Origin of the sequence: Clostridium thermopalmarium DSM 5974, from assembly GCF_002995795.1 — a bacterium.
Taxonomy (GTDB): Bacteria; Bacillota; Clostridia; order Clostridiales; family Clostridiaceae; genus Clostridium_H; species Clostridium_H thermopalmarium.
On the sequence record NZ_PVXN01000068.1, the window covers coordinates 61,836 to 84,368 of the forward strand.

The 22,533-nt window shown below is 32.6% G+C and carries 22 protein-coding genes and 2 pseudogenes; 22 read left to right on the plus strand and 2 right to left on the minus strand.

The window, feature by feature from the left end:
• Positions 1-26: 26 nt before the first annotated feature.
• Positions 27-1,448, minus strand: a complete 1,422-nt coding sequence (locus CPAL_RS13160; protein ID WP_106024811.1) for an MDR family MFS transporter — start codon at positions 1,446-1,448, stop codon at positions 27-29.
• A 178-nt stretch (positions 1,449-1,626) separates the two neighbouring features.
• Here CPAL_RS13160 and CPAL_RS13165 point away from each other — a divergent pair, with 178 nt between their 5' ends.
• The 15 genes and pseudogenes from CPAL_RS13165 to CPAL_RS13240 all read left to right on the plus strand — a co-directional run bounded on the left by CPAL_RS13165 (position 1,627) and on the right by CPAL_RS13240 (position 15,640).
• Complete coding sequence (locus tag CPAL_RS13165) at positions 1,627-2,391, plus strand: MerR family transcriptional regulator (RefSeq protein WP_061858199.1); 765 nt, start codon at positions 1,627-1,629, stop codon at positions 2,389-2,391.
• 41 nt (positions 2,392-2,432) lie between these two features.
• Positions 2,433-2,825, plus strand: coding sequence for a secondary thiamine-phosphate synthase enzyme YjbQ (locus CPAL_RS13170; RefSeq protein ID WP_061858198.1), 393 nt, complete (start codon positions 2,433-2,435; stop codon positions 2,823-2,825).
• Between the two features lie 112 nt (positions 2,826-2,937).
• Positions 2,938-3,330: a pyridoxamine 5'-phosphate oxidase family protein gene (locus CPAL_RS13175; RefSeq protein ID WP_106024812.1), complete on the plus strand. Its 393-nt coding sequence runs from the start codon at positions 2,938-2,940 to the stop codon at positions 3,328-3,330.
• A gap of 203 nt (positions 3,331-3,533) precedes the next feature.
• The gene (locus CPAL_RS13180) at positions 3,534-4,712 is read left to right on the plus strand and encodes a DUF1254 domain-containing protein (RefSeq protein WP_106024813.1); all 1,179 of its coding nucleotides are present in this window, start codon (positions 3,534-3,536) and stop codon (positions 4,710-4,712) included.
• A 537-nt stretch (positions 4,713-5,249) separates the two neighbouring features.
• The gene (locus tag CPAL_RS13185; protein ID WP_106024814.1) at positions 5,250-6,095 is read left to right on the plus strand and encodes a hypothetical protein; all 846 of its coding nucleotides are present in this window, start codon (positions 5,250-5,252) and stop codon (positions 6,093-6,095) included.
• Positions 6,092-7,480: a hypothetical protein gene (locus CPAL_RS13190; protein WP_106024815.1), complete on the plus strand. Its 1,389-nt coding sequence runs from the start codon at positions 6,092-6,094 to the stop codon at positions 7,478-7,480. Before CPAL_RS13185 ends, CPAL_RS13190 begins: the two co-directional genes overlap by 4 nt.
• Positions 7,473-7,985, plus strand: coding sequence for an MFS transporter (locus tag CPAL_RS13195; RefSeq protein ID WP_170063606.1), 513 nt, complete (start codon positions 7,473-7,475; stop codon positions 7,983-7,985). Before CPAL_RS13190 ends, CPAL_RS13195 begins: the two co-directional genes overlap by 8 nt.
• Positions 7,986-8,050: 65 nt before the next feature.
• A pseudogene (locus CPAL_RS13200) lies at positions 8,051-8,599 on the plus strand (3-hydroxyacyl-CoA dehydrogenase family protein); the annotation flags it as partial.
• A gap of 219 nt (positions 8,600-8,818) precedes the next feature.
• On the plus strand, positions 8,819-9,232 hold the full coding sequence (locus tag CPAL_RS13205; protein ID WP_106024817.1) for an EamA family transporter: 414 nt from the start codon (positions 8,819-8,821) through the stop codon (positions 9,230-9,232).
• A 1,013-nt stretch (positions 9,233-10,245) separates the two neighbouring features.
• Positions 10,246-11,928, plus strand: coding sequence for a methyl-accepting chemotaxis protein (locus CPAL_RS13215; RefSeq protein WP_278320572.1), 1,683 nt, complete (start codon positions 10,246-10,248; stop codon positions 11,926-11,928).
• Between the two features lie 208 nt (positions 11,929-12,136).
• Entirely contained in the window at positions 12,137-12,628 is a 492-nt protein-coding gene (locus CPAL_RS13220) for a DUF6323 family protein (RefSeq protein WP_106024820.1), read from the plus strand.
• Complete coding sequence (locus CPAL_RS13225; protein ID WP_106024821.1) at positions 12,615-13,979, plus strand: DUF6179 domain-containing protein; 1,365 nt, start codon at positions 12,615-12,617, stop codon at positions 13,977-13,979. The genes CPAL_RS13220 and CPAL_RS13225 overlap by 14 nt, the downstream gene beginning before the upstream one ends.
• A gap of 143 nt (positions 13,980-14,122) precedes the next feature.
• The gene (locus CPAL_RS13230; protein WP_061858185.1) at positions 14,123-14,692 is read left to right on the plus strand and encodes a GrpB family protein; all 570 of its coding nucleotides are present in this window, start codon (positions 14,123-14,125) and stop codon (positions 14,690-14,692) included.
• A gap of 60 nt (positions 14,693-14,752) precedes the next feature.
• Positions 14,753-14,968 carry a hypothetical protein gene (locus CPAL_RS13235; RefSeq protein ID WP_061858184.1) on the plus strand — a complete coding sequence of 72 codons (216 nt, stop codon included), beginning with the start codon at positions 14,753-14,755 and terminating at the stop codon, positions 14,966-14,968.
• Between the two features lie 186 nt (positions 14,969-15,154).
• The gene (locus CPAL_RS13240; protein ID WP_106024822.1) at positions 15,155-15,640 is read left to right on the plus strand and encodes a flavodoxin family protein; all 486 of its coding nucleotides are present in this window, start codon (positions 15,155-15,157) and stop codon (positions 15,638-15,640) included.
• Between the two features lie 119 nt (positions 15,641-15,759).
• Here CPAL_RS13240 and CPAL_RS13245 read toward each other — a convergent pair whose 3' ends face one another.
• Positions 15,760-16,302 (minus strand): GNAT family N-acetyltransferase, encoded by a 543-nt coding sequence (locus CPAL_RS13245; RefSeq protein WP_106024823.1) that lies wholly within the window; start codon positions 16,300-16,302, stop codon positions 15,760-15,762.
• Positions 16,303-16,498: 196 nt separating this feature from the next.
• On the opposite strand from CPAL_RS13245, the gene CPAL_RS13250 reads away from it, so the two are divergent.
• The 7 genes and pseudogenes from CPAL_RS13250 to CPAL_RS13280 form a co-directional block, all read left to right on the plus strand.
• Positions 16,499-17,209, plus strand: a complete 711-nt coding sequence (locus CPAL_RS13250; RefSeq protein WP_207654944.1) for a lantibiotic protection ABC transporter ATP-binding protein — start codon at positions 16,499-16,501, stop codon at positions 17,207-17,209.
• A 1-nt stretch (position 17,210) separates the two neighbouring features.
• Positions 17,211-17,942 (plus strand): lantibiotic immunity ABC transporter MutE/EpiE family permease subunit, encoded by a 732-nt coding sequence (locus tag CPAL_RS13255; RefSeq protein ID WP_106024825.1) that lies wholly within the window; start codon positions 17,211-17,213, stop codon positions 17,940-17,942.
• Position 17,943: 1 nt separating this feature from the next.
• Positions 17,944-18,684 (plus strand): lantibiotic immunity ABC transporter MutG family permease subunit, encoded by a 741-nt coding sequence (locus CPAL_RS13260; protein WP_106024826.1) that lies wholly within the window; start codon positions 17,944-17,946, stop codon positions 18,682-18,684.
• 88 nt (positions 18,685-18,772) lie between these two features.
• Positions 18,773-19,432 (plus strand): response regulator transcription factor, encoded by a 660-nt coding sequence (locus CPAL_RS13265; RefSeq protein ID WP_106024827.1) that lies wholly within the window; start codon positions 18,773-18,775, stop codon positions 19,430-19,432.
• Positions 19,423-20,793, plus strand: coding sequence for a HAMP domain-containing sensor histidine kinase (locus tag CPAL_RS13270; protein ID WP_106024828.1), 1,371 nt, complete (start codon positions 19,423-19,425; stop codon positions 20,791-20,793). The genes CPAL_RS13265 and CPAL_RS13270 overlap by 10 nt, the downstream gene beginning before the upstream one ends.
• A 97-nt stretch (positions 20,794-20,890) precedes the next feature.
• A complete protein-coding gene (locus CPAL_RS13275; RefSeq protein WP_061858182.1) occupies positions 20,891-21,754 on the plus strand; it encodes an AraC family transcriptional regulator in 864 nt (287 codons plus the stop codon).
• A 269-nt stretch (positions 21,755-22,023) separates the two neighbouring features.
• A pseudogene (locus tag CPAL_RS13280) lies at positions 22,024-22,407 on the plus strand (VanZ family protein); the annotation flags it as partial.
• Positions 22,408-22,533: the final 126 nt, after the last annotated feature.

Consider the following 22,533-nt stretch of genomic DNA (forward strand, 5'->3'; position numbering starts at 1 on the left):
ATATTTAGCCTATTTGCTAGAAAATATTATTTCTTGGATTTCTTATTGGTTAAGAATAAAGATGGAATAATCATTACCAAGCTAAGGATTAATGCCAACATGAAACCGTCGTGGTAAGCGGCAGTCATGAGCGGAATTGTTGGTGTTTTATCTTGAACCCTAAGGCTAACAACCGTTGCAAGCACTGCTGAACCAAAGGCACCACCGATATTTTGTACCAGCCTAGTTCCGACACTGGCTTGTGCGATTTCTTGTTTGACCATGCCAGTGTACGCATCAGTCATCATTGGCATGGTGACACCTCCTATACCTATACCGCGAATAAATAAGACAATAGCAATAACAATAAGTGAAGAAGTCTCGTTGAAGAAGACAAATGGGATGGTTCCCACTATAGCTAATGCTAAACTTACTAGAACAACATTACGTGCACCTAATTTATCAGTCATATTGCCGATCAATGGACGAACAACTAACATACCGATACCCTGTGGAATCAAGATCAATCCAGTGTTTAAAACTGAAAAGCCCTTAATATTCTGGAAAAATAATGGTAATAACAACATTGGACCGTTGGTAGCAATTCCAGCAAGGAACAAGCCAACTACGACAGCACTGAAATTTTTTGATTTAAACAAGTGTAATGGTAGAATTGCTTGGTCTTTTTTTATAGCAGCGTAAATAATGTAGATGGCTAAAATTATGATACCAGCAACAACATAAGAAATAGTGATGCTGTTGTTAAAAGTAGCATTTTTTGACGCTTTCGAAATTCCATAAATCAAAGATGCCGAACTAGCACCTAATAAAGTGATACCAATGAAGTCGAATTTGGCTTTTATATTTGCCGGTGTGAAGTCAGGAAGCTTCAAAATCATTAAAGTGATTGCGATAACACCAATTGGAATGTTGACAAAGAAAATATAACGCCATGACAAGAACTGGACAATCATAGCTCCAATAACCGGGCCAAGGATTGGACCTAAGATCATTGGAATACCAACAGTTGACATCACTCGTCCCATTCGTTCTCTTCCGGCAACTTCAATAGCCAAAGTAGTCACTAATGTCATAATAAAACCAGCACTGACACCTTGAATAATTCGGGAAATAATCAATAAATAGATATTAGAACTAAGTCCTGAAGCAATGGAAGTTGCTAAGAATACTATATTAGCACTAACCATTAACCATTTACCATTAAAACGTTGAACCATCCAGCCTGCAAGCGGTACTGAAATTGCCATAGCCAATACATAACCTGTAATTACCCATTGAATTGAATCAAGTCCAGTACTGAAATCACTGCTTAAGTGCTTGATTGCGATATTTACCATTGTTGAATCAAGCAGAGGCATAATTGCCCCAAGTACTAAAATCCAAGCAATGTTCATGATGTTCTTTGGAATGGACTCAAGCTCTGAGGCTTTTTTATTTGTACCTATCATAAATAAATCCTCCTTTGCAATGTAAGTATGTTTTGTCATTGATTTTTCAGTTGACAAAGCAATACATGATGTTTACAATGATAGTATAAACTGTAACGTAACGTTCGAGTCAAGGTTTTTTTAAAAAATGATGGAAAAGATTAAGAATCTATTTAAATAGATAGAAAGAAGGATAAAGTTGAAAAGTGTAAATGAAGTATGTAAGTTATCAGGTGTAAGCCGACGTACCTTACAATATTATGATGAAATTGGGTTATTACCACCTAGTGCAGTGAAGGAATCTGGCTACCGTTTATATGACGATAACAGCTTGCGCCGCCTATGGAGCATATTGTTTTATAAGGAGCTTGGTCTTTCCCTTGAGGACATTCGATTGATACTTGATAATCCAGCGGAAATAGAAAAGGAGTTATTGAGGCAGCATAAGCAGGTTCTTTTAGAAAAACAATCTCAAATAGAAAAAATGATACATTCGGTTGATCGTATCTTGAATGATGAGTTTGATATTTCAATGCTTAGGGATTTTGATAAAAATAGAATTGAAGCATTAAAAAGAACGTATGCAAATGAAATACGACTGTTAAAGGAAAGCAGTTTTTTTCTTCCGGTAGCGAAAAGCAATATAATGTTGAGCAAAGTGAACAACAAATCTGTTTTAGAAAACGCTTATAAAATGGCACATATGGATTTCGATAAACTTATTGCCTTTGCTGAGGATATTATACAAAAGTTCTGCAAAGCCATGGAAAATGGTCCTGACAGTTTAGAGGCAAAAGAGGCGGTTACAGCTTATAGAGAATTTATACAATTAATTTTCCCATGTGATGATGAAACATTTCGCAGTATTGGAAAGAAATATTTAGAACATAAAAGTGAGTTAGATAAAAAGATACCGGGACTGGCTGAGTTTGTTAGTGCGGCTATCAGACATGTCTATCCATAATCAGATTATTTGCTAATTTCATGCAAAAGGAGGATTGTATTATGAAGTATAAAATTCAAACCACAAAACCAGAGCAGTTCATCAATATAACAAATATGGTTGCTGAAGCAGTAAAAAACAGCAATGTTAGGGATGGTATTGCAGTTATCTATGTACCCCATACAACAGCCGGAGTCACAATAAACGAAAATGCTGATCCAGATGTTGTACGAGACATGATTTCTACATTGGATAAAACCTATCCTGTATATGGAGAATACCTACACTTTGAAGGGAATTCTCATGCTCATATAAAGGCTTCTCTCATGGGCTCCTCATGTACCGTGATAATCATGGATGGAAAACTCATGCTTGGAACCTGGCAGGGAATTTACTTTTGCGAATTTGATGGACCTAGAAATAGAGAATTCTATGTGAAGATTATTAAAGGTTAATTAGAATATATTGTAAGCATATTTAGGCCGGTGAAATAGAGGATGAAATAAATATTACTTCTTGAAGATTGTAATATATTTTATAAGACAATATAATAGGAGGTAACATTAAATGCAGGAAGTTTATAAGTTTTTAAAGAATTGTGGAACATATTATTTGGCTACAGTAGAAGGAGATCAGCCAAGAGTTAGACCGTTTGGTACAGTAGATATTTTTGAAGGAAAGCTCTATATCCAAACAGGAAAGAAAAAAGAAGTATCTAAGCAGCTTCAAGCAAATCCTAAAGCAGAGATTTGCGCTTTTGCAGATGGAAAGTGGCTTAGAGTATCAGGTAAGCTCATCAGAGATGACAGGGTAGAGGCAAAAAAGCATATGCTTGATAATTATCCAGAGCTTCAATCTATGTATTCAGCGGAGGATGACAATACAGAGGTTCTTTACTTTGAGGATGCAACAGCTATCTTTTATTCATTTGCAGAAGAGCCAAAAGTAATTAAATTTTAATAATGATAAGGCTTCATCTGTGAGAGATATAAAAGACTATTTTTAAGGAATAAAAAATTATTTACAAAAAATAACACTGATATCATAAAATAAAAATGATATCAGTGTTATTTTTATAGAAGGAAAAATGTCATATAAGTATGGGATAGAAAAAGATAGGATTCATTACGTCAATCCAGCAACCAGCTCTTACTGCTTCCAATGTGTTGTTTCATGAACCAATTACATCGGAGTACAAGGATGTAGTATCACCAAATGTTGATACTGTTTATTGCACTGCTTGGCTAGATCTTTCTCAAAATCCTGTAGTTCTTATTGTTCCTGATACCAATGACAGGTACTATGTAGTTCAAATTATGGATGCATATTCAAATACTTTTTCTAGTATAGGGCGCCGTACTACAGGAACGAAAGCCGGAAAGTTTGCCATCCTGGGGCCGGATTGGAAAGGTGTTTTGCTATCAGGGTTAAAAGCAGTTAAATCCCCTACAAACACTGCATGGGTTATAGTCCGCGTTCTTTCAAAAGGCAAGGATGATGAAGAGGAAGCTATTAAAATATTAAAGCAATTCGCACTGACTTCGCTGGATGAAAATAGTAGCCCACATGTAATAAAAACTGCAAATGAATTACTTTTAAAAAACAAGGTAGAAGACCTAAGCGCTATAGATTTCTTCAAAACTATGACAGACTTAATGGTTTTAAATCCTACTACTGATAATGAATCCTTTGAAAAAGAATTCGAGCATATCGGTATCAATCGGGTCTATGGCTTTGATGCCAGCAAACTTCATCCTGATACTATTGCGGGTCTAATTCGAGCAGCAAAAGATGCATTTGTTATAATTTCAAATAGTCAGGAAGAAGTAAACCCACGATTTAATAATGGATGGATGATATATACAGGTATTGGCGCATATGGAGACCAATTTCTAAAAAGAGCTTTTGTCGCTTATATGGGGCTTGGGGCAAATGTGGATGAAGAAGCCATTTGTCCAAGAACTTTTACCGATGACCAGGGAAATCAGTTAAATGGAAAGTATAACTACGTTTTGCATTTCGATAAAGACCAGCTGCCACCAGTAGAAGCTTTTTGGTCGGTAACAATGTATGACAAGGATTTTCATTTAGTTGAAAATGATATTAAACGATATGCCATTGCGGATTACACCCCAGGGATTGAGTATAATGATGATGGCTCATTGGATATTTATATTCAAAATAGTCAACCGACAAACCATAAATCTAATTGGCTGCCTGCGCCGAAAGATGATTTCAATTTATTATTAAGACTTTATCAACCCTCTGATAAAATATTAAACGGCACATATGAAGTGCCGGGAGTAAAACGTGTCACAGATAATAACCCTTATATTTATTAGAGTAATTTTGGGCACTTTGCGTAATAATTCGTAGAGTGCTTTGCTTATTGACATGTTTCTACGAACAGATAGTTTCTAAAATGGCCTACAGACATTAATTTCATCAACTTATTCCACGTTGAGAGCGTTACATGGATGTCAAGGACGTGTAAATCATCATATGTAATGCAACGATTACGCCATCAAATAATATGAAATCTGACTGCTGATTTACTTACCAGCTTTTTTGATTTATATGTATACATTGACATTGTTTGTCTAAGATACTAAAATATAATCAACTTAATAAATCGTAAAATAGGTGAAAAACTGCGGTGCAAAGCTATAGAACCTGTAAAAGGGTAGCTATTTATATGTTTAGGAAACTACCGTATTTATACTATAGTGCTTTTTTATTTTTTGGTGTATTTATTACATGGAATACATTATTATTAAAAAAGCAGAAGAAAAATGGAATATATATATAGTCTTTCTGTACAGCTAATGTTATATGATTTTTAGCAGAGAGTACAGAGTGATTTTGAAAGGAGAACTTATATGTTAAATGCCGGATATAAAAAAGAAGCCTTAAAAAAGTGTGAAGAGGCAAGCAATATATATAAGAAAGAATATGAGGCTACAATTAAGAAGAGTACAGAGCTTCATGAAAATAAAGAAACAGCAGTTAAAATATTAAAAGATGTAGATGATTACATTCATTCTCTTTCAAATAAGCCACATGAAATAGAAAAAATGGCATCTGAGGTATCCATTAGAAGACAGGCATTTGAGAAGGAGGTAGAAAAACTTAAGATTGAAGCTAAAAAAGCAGATAAAGTTGGGAAAAATGTTGCAGGAGCAGGAGTACTTACTGGAGCAGGTGTTGCTGCATTTGGGCCGACAGTGGCTATGGGTATAGCTACAACATTTGGTACCGCGTCAACAGGTACGGCGATAGCTACACTTGCAGGGGCAGCACAAACGAATGCTGCTTTAGCATGGCTAGGTGGAGGAGCTTTAGTTGCTGGTGGCGGTGGAATTGGTGCTGGAGAAGCCTTTCTTGCTATGGCTGGTCCTGTAGGTTGGGCTATAGGTGGTGCTGCATTAGTCGGCGGAGGACTTCTGGCTAATAGTAAAAATAAGAAGATTGCTGAAAAGGCAGAAAGATATACTAAGGAAATAAAGGATGAGACTAATAAAATTCAGAAAATAAAGACTAAGATTCTTGTAGAGATAAAGGCAATTGTACCTTTAAATACAGGAGTTAATAAAACAGTGAAATCTTTGAAAGATACTGGAAAAACTGATTACAGGAAATTTACTGATACGGAAAAATATATGTTAATGGAACTTATGAATTCTGCAGAAGCGTTGTCTAAGAGAATTGGAGTGAAAATTGCATGATAGATGAGAAACAATGTGAACCAGTGAATGTCCTTTCAGATGATTGGTCTAAAGCAAAATGCGATAAATATGATTATATGATGGCTGTATTTTGTGGAGGTGCTGCTGGCCTTATTGACGTGTTTTTCGTTGGAGACCCATTAACTAGTGTATTAGGTAAAAAAGTAGATAATGTTGCTGATGGATTTGTAAAAAAGGCTGCTCACTTTTTTTGGAAAAATGATAAGCGAACTAAAGGAAAAAGTAAAGATATGCCCAAGACACTAGAACAGTGCATTTCATATTTAGAGCAGGCATTTCCAGTTAATTATGATGCAAGATATGCAAAGGACTTAGCTGTTGAGAAAGGTGTTCTTGATGGAATGCGTCCTATAAATCATCATTTGCTGGCACTTGCTCATAGTCCAGATCCTATAGGATTAATTTTTTCAATTATTGATCAGTTTATGGGGTATGCTACGTTTATAGATAAAGGTAAAATAATTCACGCAATTCCTCAAAAGACATCAGGTGCAATTCCATATTTGCAGGGTACAAATTTACCATCAATGGTCTTTTGTGGTTTTGTCAACTGGATAGGGCATATAATTTCAGATTTAGTGGGATCATCTTCCACGAGAAAACCAGGAAAGATTGGTAGAGGGGCAGGTATTCCTATGCCTTTTTATGAATTATTTTTGCTTTGTGATTTTGGTAATTTTGATGGAAAGACATTTGCAGAGACAATGATATCAGTTTTTGAAGAAGGCTATGATGCACGTTTTGGTGTAACAATGGCTATTCCTGTAGTTATAAATGAGCTGATGATTAAAGTGCTCTGGACAGTACGTCAGAAATTTATTAGAAAGAAGACCTGGAAAGAGAGCATACCAACAAGTAAGCATGCGGATTTAAGAATAATGTTAATTGTTGGAAATGGAACTCTGTGCTTGGTGGATGGCGCTGATGCAGCAGTTCATGGAATTACTGAAGGTAATATTGTAAGTTTTATTTGCCATCTGAATTTGGTAGGCTGGGTAAGACTTGTTATGCTCGTATTAAAAGAGTTACGTATAAGATTTGGTCCTATTATTGACCAGGCTTTGAATCAATTTGTTGATAAGATTTTATCAGATCTAAGAACACCAGCGGAAAAGGAACGTATTTGTGCGTTCTATGGTAGACTAGAAGTATATGATAAGTATTTAACAGAACTTTTGGCTGAATTTGTTGCAGCAGTTGAGAAGGAGTATCAAGAACTTTATATTGAAATAGAAGCAACTTTTGATGATACAAGAAATAGTAGTGATAGAGCGGAACATTCTGTTAAGTTGGCGCAGGTGTCAGGAGTTGATGAAAGCAGAATAGTAAAAAGTCGAAAAGACCTAGATGATTTGTTTGGATAGAGTAGGTAACATAAATGAGTTCAAGTATTTCTTTTTGATTTATGCGGCTATGCTTATTGTATCAAGACCAGCAGCTGGAAAGATACAGGATAAGGTTGGGGATAATGCGATTTGCTATCCTTGCATTATAGCACAGACAGTAGGAATCTTACTAATTGCGTGGAAACCTTGTATGATTACAATTATTATATGTGCATTATGCGGCGCACTAGGGTATGGTACACTTAATTCCACATTGAATGTAATAGTAAATAGACAAGTATCTGATGAAAGACGTCCTTTTGCAGTGTCAACTTATTGGGCATTTTCGGATCTTGGTGTTGGGATCGCCCCTGCCATACTTGGAGCCATAGCTACAGCATCAAACTATCATGTTTTATATTACGTAGCGGCGCTTATTTCACTAATTGCTTTCCCAATTTATTGGGGAGTTTGGGGAAGACGACAATATAATTTGGAGGATATTACTCAAACAACAGGTACTATTGAATCAGAAAATGAATAATAATTAAAAAATATAATGAACGTAACCCATTCACCTCATGGGAAATTTACGAGGAAAATAAATTAAAAAACCCTGAAAGAATAGTAGTAGCTCATTTTTGGAATCCACCTCAATTAATTCCTTTAGTTGAAGTGGTTCCAGGAGAAAATACATCAGAAGAGACAATGACTAAGACTATAGAGTGGGTTGAGTTTATAGGTAAAAAAGCTGTTCGTATGGAAAAGGAATGTTTGGGCTTTATAGGAAACCGTCTTCAATTAGCTCTTCTCAGAGAAGCTTTATATATAGTTGAACAAGGATGGGCAAAACCTGAAGAAGTTGACAAAGCTATTGAATACGGACATGGAAGAAGATTGGCGGTTACAGGCCCGTTATGTAGTGCAGATTTAGGTGGCTTAGATATATTCCATAATATATCAACTTACCTATTTGAAGATTTATGTAATTATACAAAACCATCAAAATTAATGCAATATAAAGTGGAAGAAGGAAAACTAGGAAGCAAGAGCGGAGAGGGTTTCTATAATTGGGCGCCAGATGTTCTAGAAAAGAAGCAGAGAGAGCGTACAGAGGTGCTTCTATATTTCTTGCAAAGAGATGAAGAAGGGAAATAAATCAAAGATATGACTATCTTGAAATTAACAATTTTTCTGTTGATAAGAAAGATTTTCATACAGAATTACTTGAGTTTTAGGTGTATTAATGGGTATGATTCAATTGCCGACATTGATAACGTTAGCCATTAAACTTATACCGTCAGAAGTGTAGGACAGAAATCTTTCACTGGCTGATAGTTAGAGCGATTAAATACTTTAAAATGGAGGTAATATTGTATGTGGATGCTATTCGCAGTACTGTCTGCAGTTTTTGCAGCACTTACCTCTATACTGGCGAAAGTCGGCATAGATGGTGTAAACTCAAATCTTGCAACAGCAATAAGAACAGTTGTAGTAGTTGTTATGGCGTGGGTGATGGTTTTCCTTACTCATGCACAGAGTGGTTTGTCTGAAATTAGTAAGAAAAGCTGGATATTTTTGATTCTATCTGGACTTGCCACAGGTGCATCATGGCTGTGTTATTACAGAGCTTTGCAGACAGGCGAAGCATCAAAGGTTGTGCCAATTGATAAGATGAGTGTTGTAATAACACTTATTCTGGCTTTTATTTTCTTACATGAGGAATTTACATTAAAGTCCTTAATTGGTTCCATTTTAATAACAGCAGGTACTTTGATTATGGTTTTGTGAGACATACATTAGGAGAAGAAAGGAATGTTTATGTGCAGAGAGAGGCTTAGTCCTCTCTCTCAGGCTGTTGATAAACATATTTTGTCAACAGCCTTTTTACATTTATTATAAAAAGGATTTTTTATATTTAATACATAAATATATTGTTGGTGATGCTGGTTACTCTACTAATATTATTTGTAAGAAGATAGCTGATAAAAGTTATAAAAGTATTTTTGCGTTTCGCCTAGGACCTCTTTTATTTAATTGGATACATAATAATGAACAGATGAAATATTTAAATGATGTATTAAAATTATTAGCTGACAAAGAATGTGGAATTATAAAAATTAATAGTAATATGGCTTATTGAAAAAGTTGCGATTTACCATGATAGGTTTGATGGAAAATTTAAATCAGGATTTAGTATAAATATTAAAAATTGAAAAGAAAATCTTGTTTTTATCTAATACCTTGCTGAAATGCAAGGTATTTTTAATAAGTAAATACAAAATTGTTCATTTGATTACATTCGTCTTAAATGTAGGAAATTTTAATTTGTATAAGTATAAATAATACAATTATAAAAATATGTGTTTTTTTAAAAATTATAATATAATTCAAAATAAAAATATTATCAAAATATATTTATATAGGTAAAATAGTATATAAAGAGAAAAATTCTATAAATATAATGTTGATATATGTCATATTTGTATGATATATATTATAGGGAAGATTCAATTATAATAATTCAAATAAATAATTTCAATCAATTTATTATTCTTTGAATATAAATGATTAAAATTAAATAATTCAATATTATAGGGAGGTAGTATATAGTTAGTGGTGAAATTAAAGAATAATTAAGTAAAAATAGGAAGGTTTTTAGATTAAGAGGAGTTGAATTTATTGTTGTATTATTAATATTAATTTTTCATGAGAAGATTTAAATTAAAATATGATGATGAAGGGAAGATTTAAAAATAGAAAAAGAAAATTCTAAAAAAAGCAGCCCCAATTTTTTTAAAAATATAAAAGTAATTTCTATGTTTATTGCTTTGAATACTTTTTTAATTGGTTCACTAATTATTATTTTATTTTTATCTTTAAGCAATATGAAAACTTTAAGTGATGACATGAATGATCTTTATAATGATAGAATGCTTCCTTCTCTTGAACTTAAAAAAGTAGAGACAGAAATTTACAGTATAAGACTTTCAATGGATCAAATGGTTTATTCCCAAAAATACGATTCAACTATTGAACAAAATATACTTAGTAAAAAAGAAGATTTAGTACAAGTTTTTGAGAAATATAAAAATTCAAGTATGAACGATGAACAAAAGCAGTTATTTGAAAGTATAGAACAAAGTTATGATATATATATGCAAAATAGCCAACAGTTGATAACAAAACTTAAAGCGAAGACAGCAATTAATTTACAAGAAACAGAGAAGCTAGGCGAATTAGGAACTAATATTCAAAAAGATATAGATACTTTAGTAAATTTAAATGCACAAATATCAGAGGAAGCGACAAATAAAGCAAATTCTGTTTATTCAACTTCACAGAAAATATTTATTGGTATTTTTGGCCTTGTATCAGTGATAGCAATAGTATTCTGTTTAGTTTTAACAAGAATATTAAGAAATTCAATGAAGCAAATTAATGATGTTACTGAAAAACTATCTAATTATGATTTTTCAGTGGAATTAGAAACAGAAGGCAAAAATGAGTTTGCTCAAATGAATAGATCTTTAAAAACTGCAATTGCAAATTTAAAGGAAGCATTAAAAGATATAAAAGAAAATGCAGAAACTGTAACTTCAAGCTCAGAAAACTTATCATCTGTTTCAGAGGAAATAGCCTCTTCTTCTCAGGAACTTTCAAAAACTATGGAACAGGTTGTACAAGGGGCAACTTCCCAAGCTAATGATTTACAAGATATAGTTAATTTAGTGGCTAACTTAACAGCTAGTATTGAAAATGTATATAAAGAATTAGAAAATGTAAAAACTGAAACCGATAACACTACAAATAAATCTAATGTTGGAAAACAAGAAATGAACAAGCTGATTAAGTCGGTTAGTGAAATTAAAAATGCCTTTGAAGTAGTAATTTCTAAGGTGAAAAATCTTACAGAATCAGTTAAACAAATAGGTAATGTAAATAATGTAATAACGTCAATTTCAGAGCAGACTAATTTGCTTGCACTTAACGCGGCCATAGAAGCTGCTAGAGCCGGTGAAGCAGGAAAGGGTTTTGCTGTGGTTGCAGAAGAAGTTAGAAAACTTGCAGAAGAATCTAAAAAATCAACTTCAGAAATTATTCAATTGGTAACATCCATTAAAGATGACACAGAAGATGTAATAAAAACATCAAATGATGTAGGAGGATTTATTGAAGCACAGACAAGTGCTGTAGAAAATACTGTAGCTTCTTTTGGTGATATATTAGAATCCATAGAAAATATAGCGCCACTTATGGAAAGAAGTTACAAAGGTATGGATGAAATAGTAAAATCAAAAGACATAGTTTTACAAAGAGTAGAAACAATAAGCTCAGTAGTTGAAGAAAACACTGCAGCTACAGAAGAAACTGCAGCATCATCACAGGAACTTTCAGCATCTTCAGAAGAAGTTGCTTCAGTATCTCAAAGTTTAACAGCAATTGCATTAAAACTGTTAAATGCAACTAGCAGATTTAAATTTTAAAATAAATAGTAAAAAATAAAAGCAATAAGGTTTAATTATCTTATTGCTTTTATTTATAGCATTGTTTTTATCATAATTAGGTGATATAATCAAATTTACATTAATGCGCAAATATAATTATCTAATTTAACGATAACATATTTTTAATAAAGTGTCAATAGGTATTTTGAAAAATACTTATATTTATCTTTTCTTTGGAGGTGGATATATGCCATTTGAGATTATGAATGCATTTTCATCCTTGATGCAAAAACAAGCTGTTGCTGAAATTGAAAAATGCAATGATTTTACTTTTAGATTTGGATTGACTTTATCTACCCAAGATGCTATTGAACTGGTTGAAACGAGAACTTTTTCACTAAAACGTTATGGACGTATTGAATTTGGGGGCGGCGTAGTTAGTAAAATAATCAAAGAATTTTGCGACTCTCCTTATATTTCTAAGCATAACTATGTGGAAACACTTCATGAGTTGATTGAAATTTTTTATTTTTATAAAAATGAAACCTTGGATTTAATAAGCGATGATGAACTCATAAAGTTTATGAAAAATTCCTTTGATGGAAAATGTCAAGGATCTTTGGAACTGCTATCAGGGCGAGAACTTGATAAAATGGCTCGTAATTTACGATATGGATATGATCTTGATTATTCAGAGAATAATGAAGATGAAGAGGAGGATGAAGATGGGGAATATTGAAAAGCAGTGTATCATTAATAGTAATAAATTAAGCAGTGAATTCTATTTTAATTCTATTTTACAGGAGGCATATATTTGTGGACTTTTGAATGATTCTGATTTAGAGAATATTCAGCTGCAGTGTATTAATCTCTTAGCATATAAAAGCGATAGATATAATATGGGGGAAAGCAGTTCTATAAGAGTTGAAACTGCTGAAAGTATTATGAAATCTAATCTTTATTCAATAGGATTGTACTTAAAATCTTTATCGGATCCAGATCAAGCTGCAGTGAAGCTAAAAACAGTAAAGATCTCTGAGCTATATGAGAGAGGTAGAAAGTTAATTAATACTAGATTTCAAATGGCAAAGAATGTCTATAATATTGTTCGGAAAAATAGAATAAATACACTAAATCATTCTTATAATTCTACACTTAGTAAAAGTGGAATCGGGATTTTCTTTAAGTCATACAACTTAGAGTATGAGGCTCATGATATTCCTGCTTCCATTGATTATCAGCTTTGCAATCCTATTAATGATTTGGTTGGAATAGAATTTATTGAAAAATATCTTAAAAATTTATACCTTGAGAATGAATTTTGCTTAAATTTTGCAGCAGATAAAATTCATCATTTGCTTTATGGATATGATAGAAGGTATGCAGATTTATTGATAAATATTTTTGAGCAAGTATTAAAAGCAGCTTTAGCTTGTTCTCTTGCTAATCGTAACGTTAAGGAACTTAATATTACTGAAGAAGATATTCAAGGTCTATATGAAAAATTACTAAAATATGATAATGATACGCTTATGTCAAATATTCATAAGGCGATTAATAATATATTTGAAGAGTTAAGCATTACAAATCTTTCTCTCCAAAAATATATTGAAGAAAGTTTACCAAAGATTGCAGCTAATATAGAAAATGCAATAAAATTAAATACCATCAGTAAAGTATTCACAATCCCGATTAATCCAGATTTAGAACCTAAAATCCACTTTCAATCTAGTGCTAAAATGGATGATGAAGAATATAGAAGGCTAATAGAAGAACTGCTTAGGTGTAGATTTTCATCTGACAAGTTAGAGCTTATAAAGGAAAAAGTAAAATCATTGGATGATCTTGATGATATATTACTTGATGCACAATTAGAAGAAGATGAATTTATTTCGCTGTTTAATATTCTTGGAGATGTTGAGATTGCAGCAATGATTAAAAGACACCCGTTTAATTCAGATATTCAAGCTGTAGATTTATCAGAAGAGGAAGAGGTGATACAATTATACCTAAAAAATTATATTAAGCAACTTTCCGCTGATAGACAAGAAGAAATCCTTTATATTGCAAAACACCTTATGGAAGACTGATATCTGATAAGGGCAAATAAGGCGATTATCATTGGCAGTAAAAATATTAAAATAGATTGCTTGATTTTCACTATTAATTGCTGTTATTAATAAGGATGTATACTATCATCAATATTTGTAAGATGGATTGGAGATGTTAATTAATGCAAAAAGAGCTATCAAAAATGAGCTTAGAAGAACTATGGCAATTGTTCCCGATTGAATTAACAGAACATAACAATGAATGGAAAGAATGGTATGATGACGAATATAAAAATCTAAGAAAAATACTTGATGATATAAAAATAACAAGAATTAGTCATATTGGGAGTACAGCAATTAATGAAATTTGGGCAAAACCAACGGTTGATATTCTTATTGAAATTAAAAATAAAAGTGATTTTGATTCTGTAAAGTCATTATTATTAGAGAGTGGATATCTATGTATGTCCAAAAGCAATACAAGAATGGTGTTTAATAAGGGATATACAAAGTATGGATTTGCTGAGAGAGTATTTCACATACACATTAGACTTTCGGGCGATAATGATGAGCTTTATTTTAGAGATTTTATGAATGACAATTATCAGCTGGCAAAAGAGTATGAAAAACTGAAATTATCATTATGGAAACAATATGAACATAATAGAGATGCTTATACTAATGCAAAAACAAAATTTGTGGAGTTTTATACTAAGCAAGCAAAAATGATATATGGTAATAAGTATAAGTAATTTTTCCAATATGACATTATAGGTAAGATTCAGGTGAATTAAGAAAAAGTAACTACAGAAATGCAAAGGATTATATATAAAACAGAAGCTATTCATAATAAAGGTGTTATTAAGACATCAGTGGAGGATTTGAATAAGTTAGGCGAAAGTAGATGGAATCAAAAAAGGGTGGAAGAAATGAAAGAGTCAGCACGCCTATCTAAGCAAACACTAATGATAGCTACATTGTTAAACAGCGAGAAATTAAGTAATATGGTAGAGAGATTCAGTGTATAATATTATAGATAAGGTTAAGACATTATGTAATACTTTAAGCAGGCTAAAATATGGCCTTGGAGTTTTTTAATAAAAATTGAAACATGGCTTGTATTCCCTCAGACTGATTGTTTGGGGGACTTTACTTAGTGTGGATATGTTTTAAAAATAATATAGAAAATAAAATGAATAGGAGAAATGTAATTTATGAAATCTCTAATTATATATTTTTCTACTTATAAGAATAACACTGAAAAAATAGCTAAGGTGTTTGCTAATAAAATTAATGCTGATTTAATAAGCTTAAAGAACTTGGAGAACATTGAAGAAATTGAAACTGATAATTATGATTTAATTGGATTTGGATCTGGAGTTTATAAAGAAAGCTTATCTCCACAATTATTTAAGTGCATTGAAGAATTAAATTTAAAGGATAAAAATGTTTTTGTATTTTCAACAAGTGGAATTGGGATGAAGTTTTATAACAATAAAGCAGTTAAACTTTTAGTCTCAAAAGGAGCAATAAATAAGGGCAGTTTTGCATGTAAAGGAAGCTTTGTGGCTCATGAGTTCAGCAAGAATAAGATTTTTGATATTATGGGCAGATTATCAAAAGGGCATCCAAATTATAAAGACATTAGGAATGCAGAAGAATTTATTGAGAAGGTAGTATTACAGCTATCACGGGATTAAAATTAATTAAAGTAAAAATAGTCTTTGTTATAGAAAAAAGCATCTATTGATAATAGGTGCTTTTGTATTTAAACTTACGAATTATCTTCCACAACTTTCCTATAATAAATATACAAGGATTAAGCGTTCCTAAGCACTATAATAAAGCCATCGAGTATTTGGTGACTTACTCTAAAACCTCTATTTTTGTAAAATTTTAATGCATTATCATTTCCATTTGATACAAAGATAAACAGGTCATTTATCCTTTCAAATGAATTTAACCAATTCATAGACATATTGAACATTGTTGTACCAATACCAGTATTACGGTAGCCATCTTTTATAAAAAACTGGGAGAGACTGCCTACATCATCAGTTTTTACAGAATCGAAGTCAAAGAAGGCATCACATTGTAAAGTGGCAAATCCGCCAGAGTATATCTTCTTTGATGCAATGGTACTGTAGGCATACCCGACAATTTCATTATCTTCTTTAGCTGTCACTATGTAGTTTGCTTTAGCACTCTTAACAGAAGGGAGCATTCTTGTTTCAAAACACATATTATCAAAGAACTCAGGGTGGATATGTGCTTTGGATTTTTGATAAGCCATTAAATCGTTGCATAAGTCTTTAATACAAATAATATTATCTTCAGAAACAACTTCATAATGGATACTCAAGTTAATCTTCCTTTCATAAATAGGTTTAGGATAAATTTTACTTATTAACCATATTTCAACTATAATTATATCAGTTTAAATTGATATAACAAATATTCAATATTAGATATTTAGCAATTTGTTTGCATATTTAGAATTTCTTTATAAAATCTTTAAACTTCTTTTTTATAGTTAATTATAGAAAGAAGGAGGGAATATGTTTATGAGTATAATTTTGCAAACAAGAAATTTATGCAAAGATTTTAAAAAACAACGTGCGGTTAGTAATATTTCATTATCAGTAATTGAAAACTCCGTTTATGGGCTGCTAGGACCAAATGGAGCAGGCAAATCCACTACTTTAAAAATGATTACTGGAATGTTACATCCTACATCTGGAGAAATCATATTTAAAGGTCATCCATGGAGTAGAAAGGATTTAGCAGATATTGGGGCCCTGATTGAATCACCTCCGCTTTATGAAAACTTGACTGCAAGGGAAAATCTTAAAGTACGCACGCTTCTTCTAGGTCTTCCAGAGAAACGAATTGATGAGGTATTGCAGATTGTAGATTTGTCACATACTGGTAGAAAGCGTGCCGGCCAATTTTCTATGGGCATGAAGCAGCGCCTTGGCATAGCAATAGCTTTGTTAAATCATCCGAAGCTTTTAATTTTAGACGAGCCAACAAATGGACTTGATCCAATTGGTATTCAGGATTTAAGAAAGCTTATAAGGTCTTTTCCTGAACAAGGCATAACTGTAATTTTATCAAGCCATATCCTTTCTGAAGTGGAACTAATTGCTGATTATATTGGCATCATTAATAATGGAATGTTAGGTTACCAAGCTAAAATAACTCCTAATGAAGATTTAGAATCACTGTTTATGCAGGTTGTGGCTAAGGATAAAAAGGAAGGTGCTTAATATGATAAATTATTTAAAAGCAGAAAATATTAAATATAAAAGAACCTTTGCAAAAAAGCTGGTTTTTATTGCACCTATGTTTATGGTACTGCTTGCTGGAATTTCCGGCATATATTTTGTACAAGATGGATACAACTGGTGGTACACTACAATATTACCTGGTTTTATTACGCTTATGACAGCACTAGTTAATCAGATAGAAGAAAAAAAGTTGCATTACCGAACAGTATTTGTACTTCCAGTTTCCTTGCAAAAAATATGGATTTCCAAAGTATTGTTGATTTCTTTTTATGTTTTAGCAGCTTCTTTAATTCATCTTTTAGGAATAATTTTAGGAAAGTTTTTAATTAATCCTACATCTTCGATAGCAGTAAGTCAGATGGTGGTTGCAACCATAATTCTGATTATTGTTTCGCTCTGGCAGATTCCCTTTTGCTTGTTTTTATCAAAAAAATTCGGTCTTATGGTAGCGGTATTAGTCAATGCTGCAATAGGAATTGCGCTGGACATTTTTGCTGCAACAGAATCCTTTTGGTGGGCGTGTCCTTATAGCTGGGGGACACGGTTAATGTGTCCGGTGCTGGGGGTTCTACCAAATGGTACTTTGGCATTAAAAGGGGACGCACTACTAAATTGGAACGTGGTTCCTGTAGGTATTATTTTAGCTATTGTTATGTTTCTTCTACTGCTTGTTATGACTGCAAGATGGTTTCAAAAGCAGGAGGTAATGTAAGATGTTAACTTTAATATGTTGTATTCGGGCTGATTTTCAAAAGCTTAAGCATACCTCTATGCTGTGGATACACATTATGATTCCACTGTTTACAGCTGTGCTGTTTATTGCCTATTATTCTATTTCTCCATGGAAAATAGATGCGAAAATCAGCGGATATCTTGAGGTAATTGGCATCACATTTCCATTAATGATTGGGTTTATCAGTGGAAAGACAGCAGAGCAGGAATCTCAGGCCGGTAATTTTCAGGCCATGCTCTGCGGTGCAAAATCGCGTATAGCAGTATATATAAGCAAATTAGCCGTTATGCTTATGCTGAACATTTTATCAGTGGCTATTGTTATAGGAATTTTTGCATTGGGATTTAAGTCCGCTCCAGGTATGATGTATTTCAAAGCTGCAGTCTTGTTAATAGCTGGTAGTGTTTTCTTATATATTTTGCATCTTTTTGTCAGTCTCCAGTACGGCATGGGAGCCTCCATAGGTCTTGGAATTGCTGAAAGTTTGATTTCTGCTTTAGCTTTGACGGGGCTTGGAGATGGAAAGTGGTATTACATTCCTTGTACATGGTGCGCACGTCTCTGCGATAACCTTGTATACACTTGGCTTAATCCTACAATGGTCGTAGGTTACCAAGAAATACAAAAGTGTTTAATCATAGCAGTTCCTGCAAATATTATAGTTTTTGTAATAAGCCTTTTGTGGTTTACAAACTGGGAGGGAAAAAAATTTTACGAATAACTTGAAATGAGTGTATAGTATGGGAAAAGTTGCTTTATGGTATCTGAGTAGTTATACTGTATATGAGTTAGAAAGGAAGTGATTTTTCTTGGCAAGAATTCTTGTAATTGATGATGAGCCAGATATTCTGGCTCTCGTAAAAAATGCACTACAAAAAGATAACCATCTAGTAACTACTGAGGAATCTTCTGAAAAGATAGACACAAGTAGCCTTAATCAATTTGACTTAATATTGTTGGATGTTATGATTCCAAAGGTTGATGGATTTACCTACTGCCAAAAAATACGAAATATTGTTGATTGTCCTATATTATTTCTTACTGCTAAGACCATGGAAGATGATGTGATGTATGGTTTTGGAGTTGGGGCTGATGATTATATAAAAAAGCCATTCAGCACAGGAGAACTGCGAGCAAGAATAAATGCCCATCTGCGCAGAGAAACTCGTGAAAAAAGGAATATAATGCTTGTATCTGGTTTAGCATTTAATCTCGGGGCAAAAGAAGTGTTAGTAGATGAACAAAAGGTATCTCTTACAAAAATAGAGTATGGTATCTGTGAGTTTTTGGCAAAAAATCGAGGACAAGTATTTTCTAAAGAACAGATTTACGATGCTGTTTGCGGATACGATGCAGAAGGTGACAGCTTTACAATCGCAGTGCATATTAAAAATATTAGAGCAAAGCTGGATGCATATCATGTGGCGCCGATTTCAACAGTATGGGGGATCGGTTATAAATGGGAGTAAAAAATAAAAACACTAAATTAAGAGTATTTTTTATTCAATATCTATTGTCTATTTTTGCAGGTTTCTTATTGATTATATTAATTGGAATAGGACTATCTTTTATTTTATTGAAAACAGGATTTATTATTTCTGTAGGAGATGTGGAGGAATCAATTGAAAGGCAAAAATCAGCGATTATGACTGCAAAAACTGTTACTGAGGAACTGATTCCTAAAACTTGTAAATATGCTGTTATAAGCACAAGTGGAGATTTTTTATCAGGAAATCTTACTAAATTTGAAGCTGCTGAAGCACGTAATATCATTGAAGATGGAAGAAGAACGTCAGGAATAGGTTTGAGTGCAGAATGTTATTTTCCTATTAAACGGCAAAAGGAGATATGTATTTTGAAATATTCAGCCATGTCCCAATTCTCTTCTGACTTTTTTCGCAATCATTTTCTTGCGCCGGGAATTGTTTTTTTCTATGGCATTTTGGCTTCAGTATTTATAGAGATTATTTTTCTTTCTCGTTTTTATGGTAGGAAAATCAGCCGAAAATTAATTCCACTGCAAGATGCAACGAAGAAAATTCAGAATAAAGATCTTGAATTTGAAGTTCAGTATAGCGGCATACTAGAAATTGATGAGACACTAAGTTCTATAGATAGAATGAAAGATGAGCTGAAAAAGTCACTGGAAACACAGTGGAAGATTGAGCAGGCAAGAAAAATGCAGATTTCTGCGTTGGCGCATGATATTAAAACACCCCTTACCGTTATTTTTGGGAACGGGGAAATGTTGAATGATACAGAGCAAACGGAAGAACAAAAAGAATTTACTAATTATATTTTAAAAAATGCACATCAAATCGAAGAATATGTTCAAATACTGATTGACCTGTCTAAAGCGGAGATAGGTTATTCGCTTCAGCGGCAAGATGTTGATATGAGAACATTCCTAGATGAATTGTATAGCCAAATAAATGCTATTGCTTCACTAAAGCAATTAAAAGTGGAGTTTGAAGAAAAGAATTTGCCAGATGTTATTAACTTGGACACCTCATTGATGCAAAGAGCCATTATGAATGTAGTTTCTAATGCTGTGGACTATTCTAAAGAGGGCGGGTCAATCTTAGTTTCAATTTCCGTGGAAAATAGGAAAGTGAGATTTATAGTTTATGATAATGGAAAAGGATTCTCTATGGAAGCATTGAAAAATGCAACAAAACAATTCTATCAAGAAGATTTTAGTCGTAGTTCAAAATTACATTATGGTATGGGACTATATATTGCAGATTCTATTGTAAAGCAGCATGGTGGGAGGCTTACAGTAGCAAATTCACCTGTTACAGGAGGCGGAATGGTAACGCTTGAATTTTAATCAATATTCAAGTAAAGGTTCGATATTTTTTATGTCAAAAAAGTCGAGCATGCTTAAAGCAGCTTTGGTATTATGTAGATATGAAAGGAGGGAGACAATGTTAAAGGAATTAAACCAGGTGATTGATTACATTGAAAAACATTTAACTGATGATTTATCTCTTGAATTAATTTCTGAATATGCTGGTGTTTCTGATTATCATTTTAGAAAGATATTTTTTTATCTTTCAGGATTGACTCTTAGTGAATATATAAAAAACAGAAGATTGTCGGAAGCATGTAAGGATTTATTACATGGAGAAAAAGTAACAGATGTTGCTTTTAAATATGGTTATCAGTCAATGGACGGATTTACTCGAGCATTTAAAAAATGGAGTGGATTTTTACCCTCAGATGTAATAAAAAAAGGCATAAGTAAATCATTTCCCAAACTTTCATTCATAATAACCATAAAGGGAGGAGTTTCTATGGAATTTAGAATTGAAGACAAACCAGCGTTTAATTTAGTGGGTGTAAGTAAACGTGTACCTATGCAATTTGAAGGCGTTAATAAGGAGATTGTGAAGCTTGCACTAAGTATAACGGAGGAGCAAAGAAAAGAAATGCATGCTCTTCAAAATATAGAACCTTATGAAGTTGTTAATGCTTCTTATGAGTCTGACACTAATTTTTTAAAAGAAGAAGGATATTTAACTCATATGATAGGAGTTTTAACTACTGAAAATCAAGTAAGTGATATATTAGAAAAGGTGCCAGTTGAAGCTTGTACTTGGGCCATATTCCCAAATGAAGGACCATTTCCTTCTACACTGCAAGAAACAATGGCGAAAATCTATTCGGAATGGCTTCCTTCTTCGGATTATGAGGTGATCAATGTTCCTTCTTTTTCTTTTACTAAAATGGATAAGGATAAAAAAGATTACGCTTATAGTGAAGTCTGGATTCCTGTTAAGAAGAAATAAAAAAATTAAAGCGTGTTTTATATTCCCTCAGGTTGGTTTGAGGAAATTTTCACTTTCATTGGAAGATTTAAAAATCTTAAAATTTAAGATTTATTTAAGAAATTTTTATAAGTTTTGTAAGATATACATTATAAAATAGAAGTATGATACTATAAATGAAGTAGAGATCATAAAAAATAGATTCAATATGGTCAAGCTATATTATGAATAGACTTTGAAGTTAGGATGTAAGTGGAATAAGCAGGTATGAAATAAAAAATGGAGGTATTATGAATAAACGAGATAGAATTAAAACAATTTTTTTGTATGGTGTTTTTATTTGCTATATACTTTTGCTAATTAAAATATTGTTCTTATCAAGAGTTTCGCATTTGGAGCATAGGTCAATTAATATTATTCCTTTCTATAGTATAATAGAATATATACATGGCAGCTCTCCGAATATTAAAGCATTTGCTTTTGGTAATGTGGTTGGCAATATCGTTATTTTTATTCCACTTGGTACATATTTGCCATTATTCAAAAACGATAAAAGGTTAATAGCCAATTGGCTAGTTATATTTATAGTAAGTTTGTTTGTTGAAATCATTCAAGGACTTTTAGGAATTGGAGCATCAGATATTGATGATATAATTCTAAACTGTTCGGGTGGATTCTCATAAGCCCCTAAATTGATTTGGACAATTGCCTATACATTTATTATAATGTAGAAAGTGATTGGAGGTAAGCCATGAGAGGAAGAACTTATACAAAAGAATTGAAGGAAGAAATATTAAGAG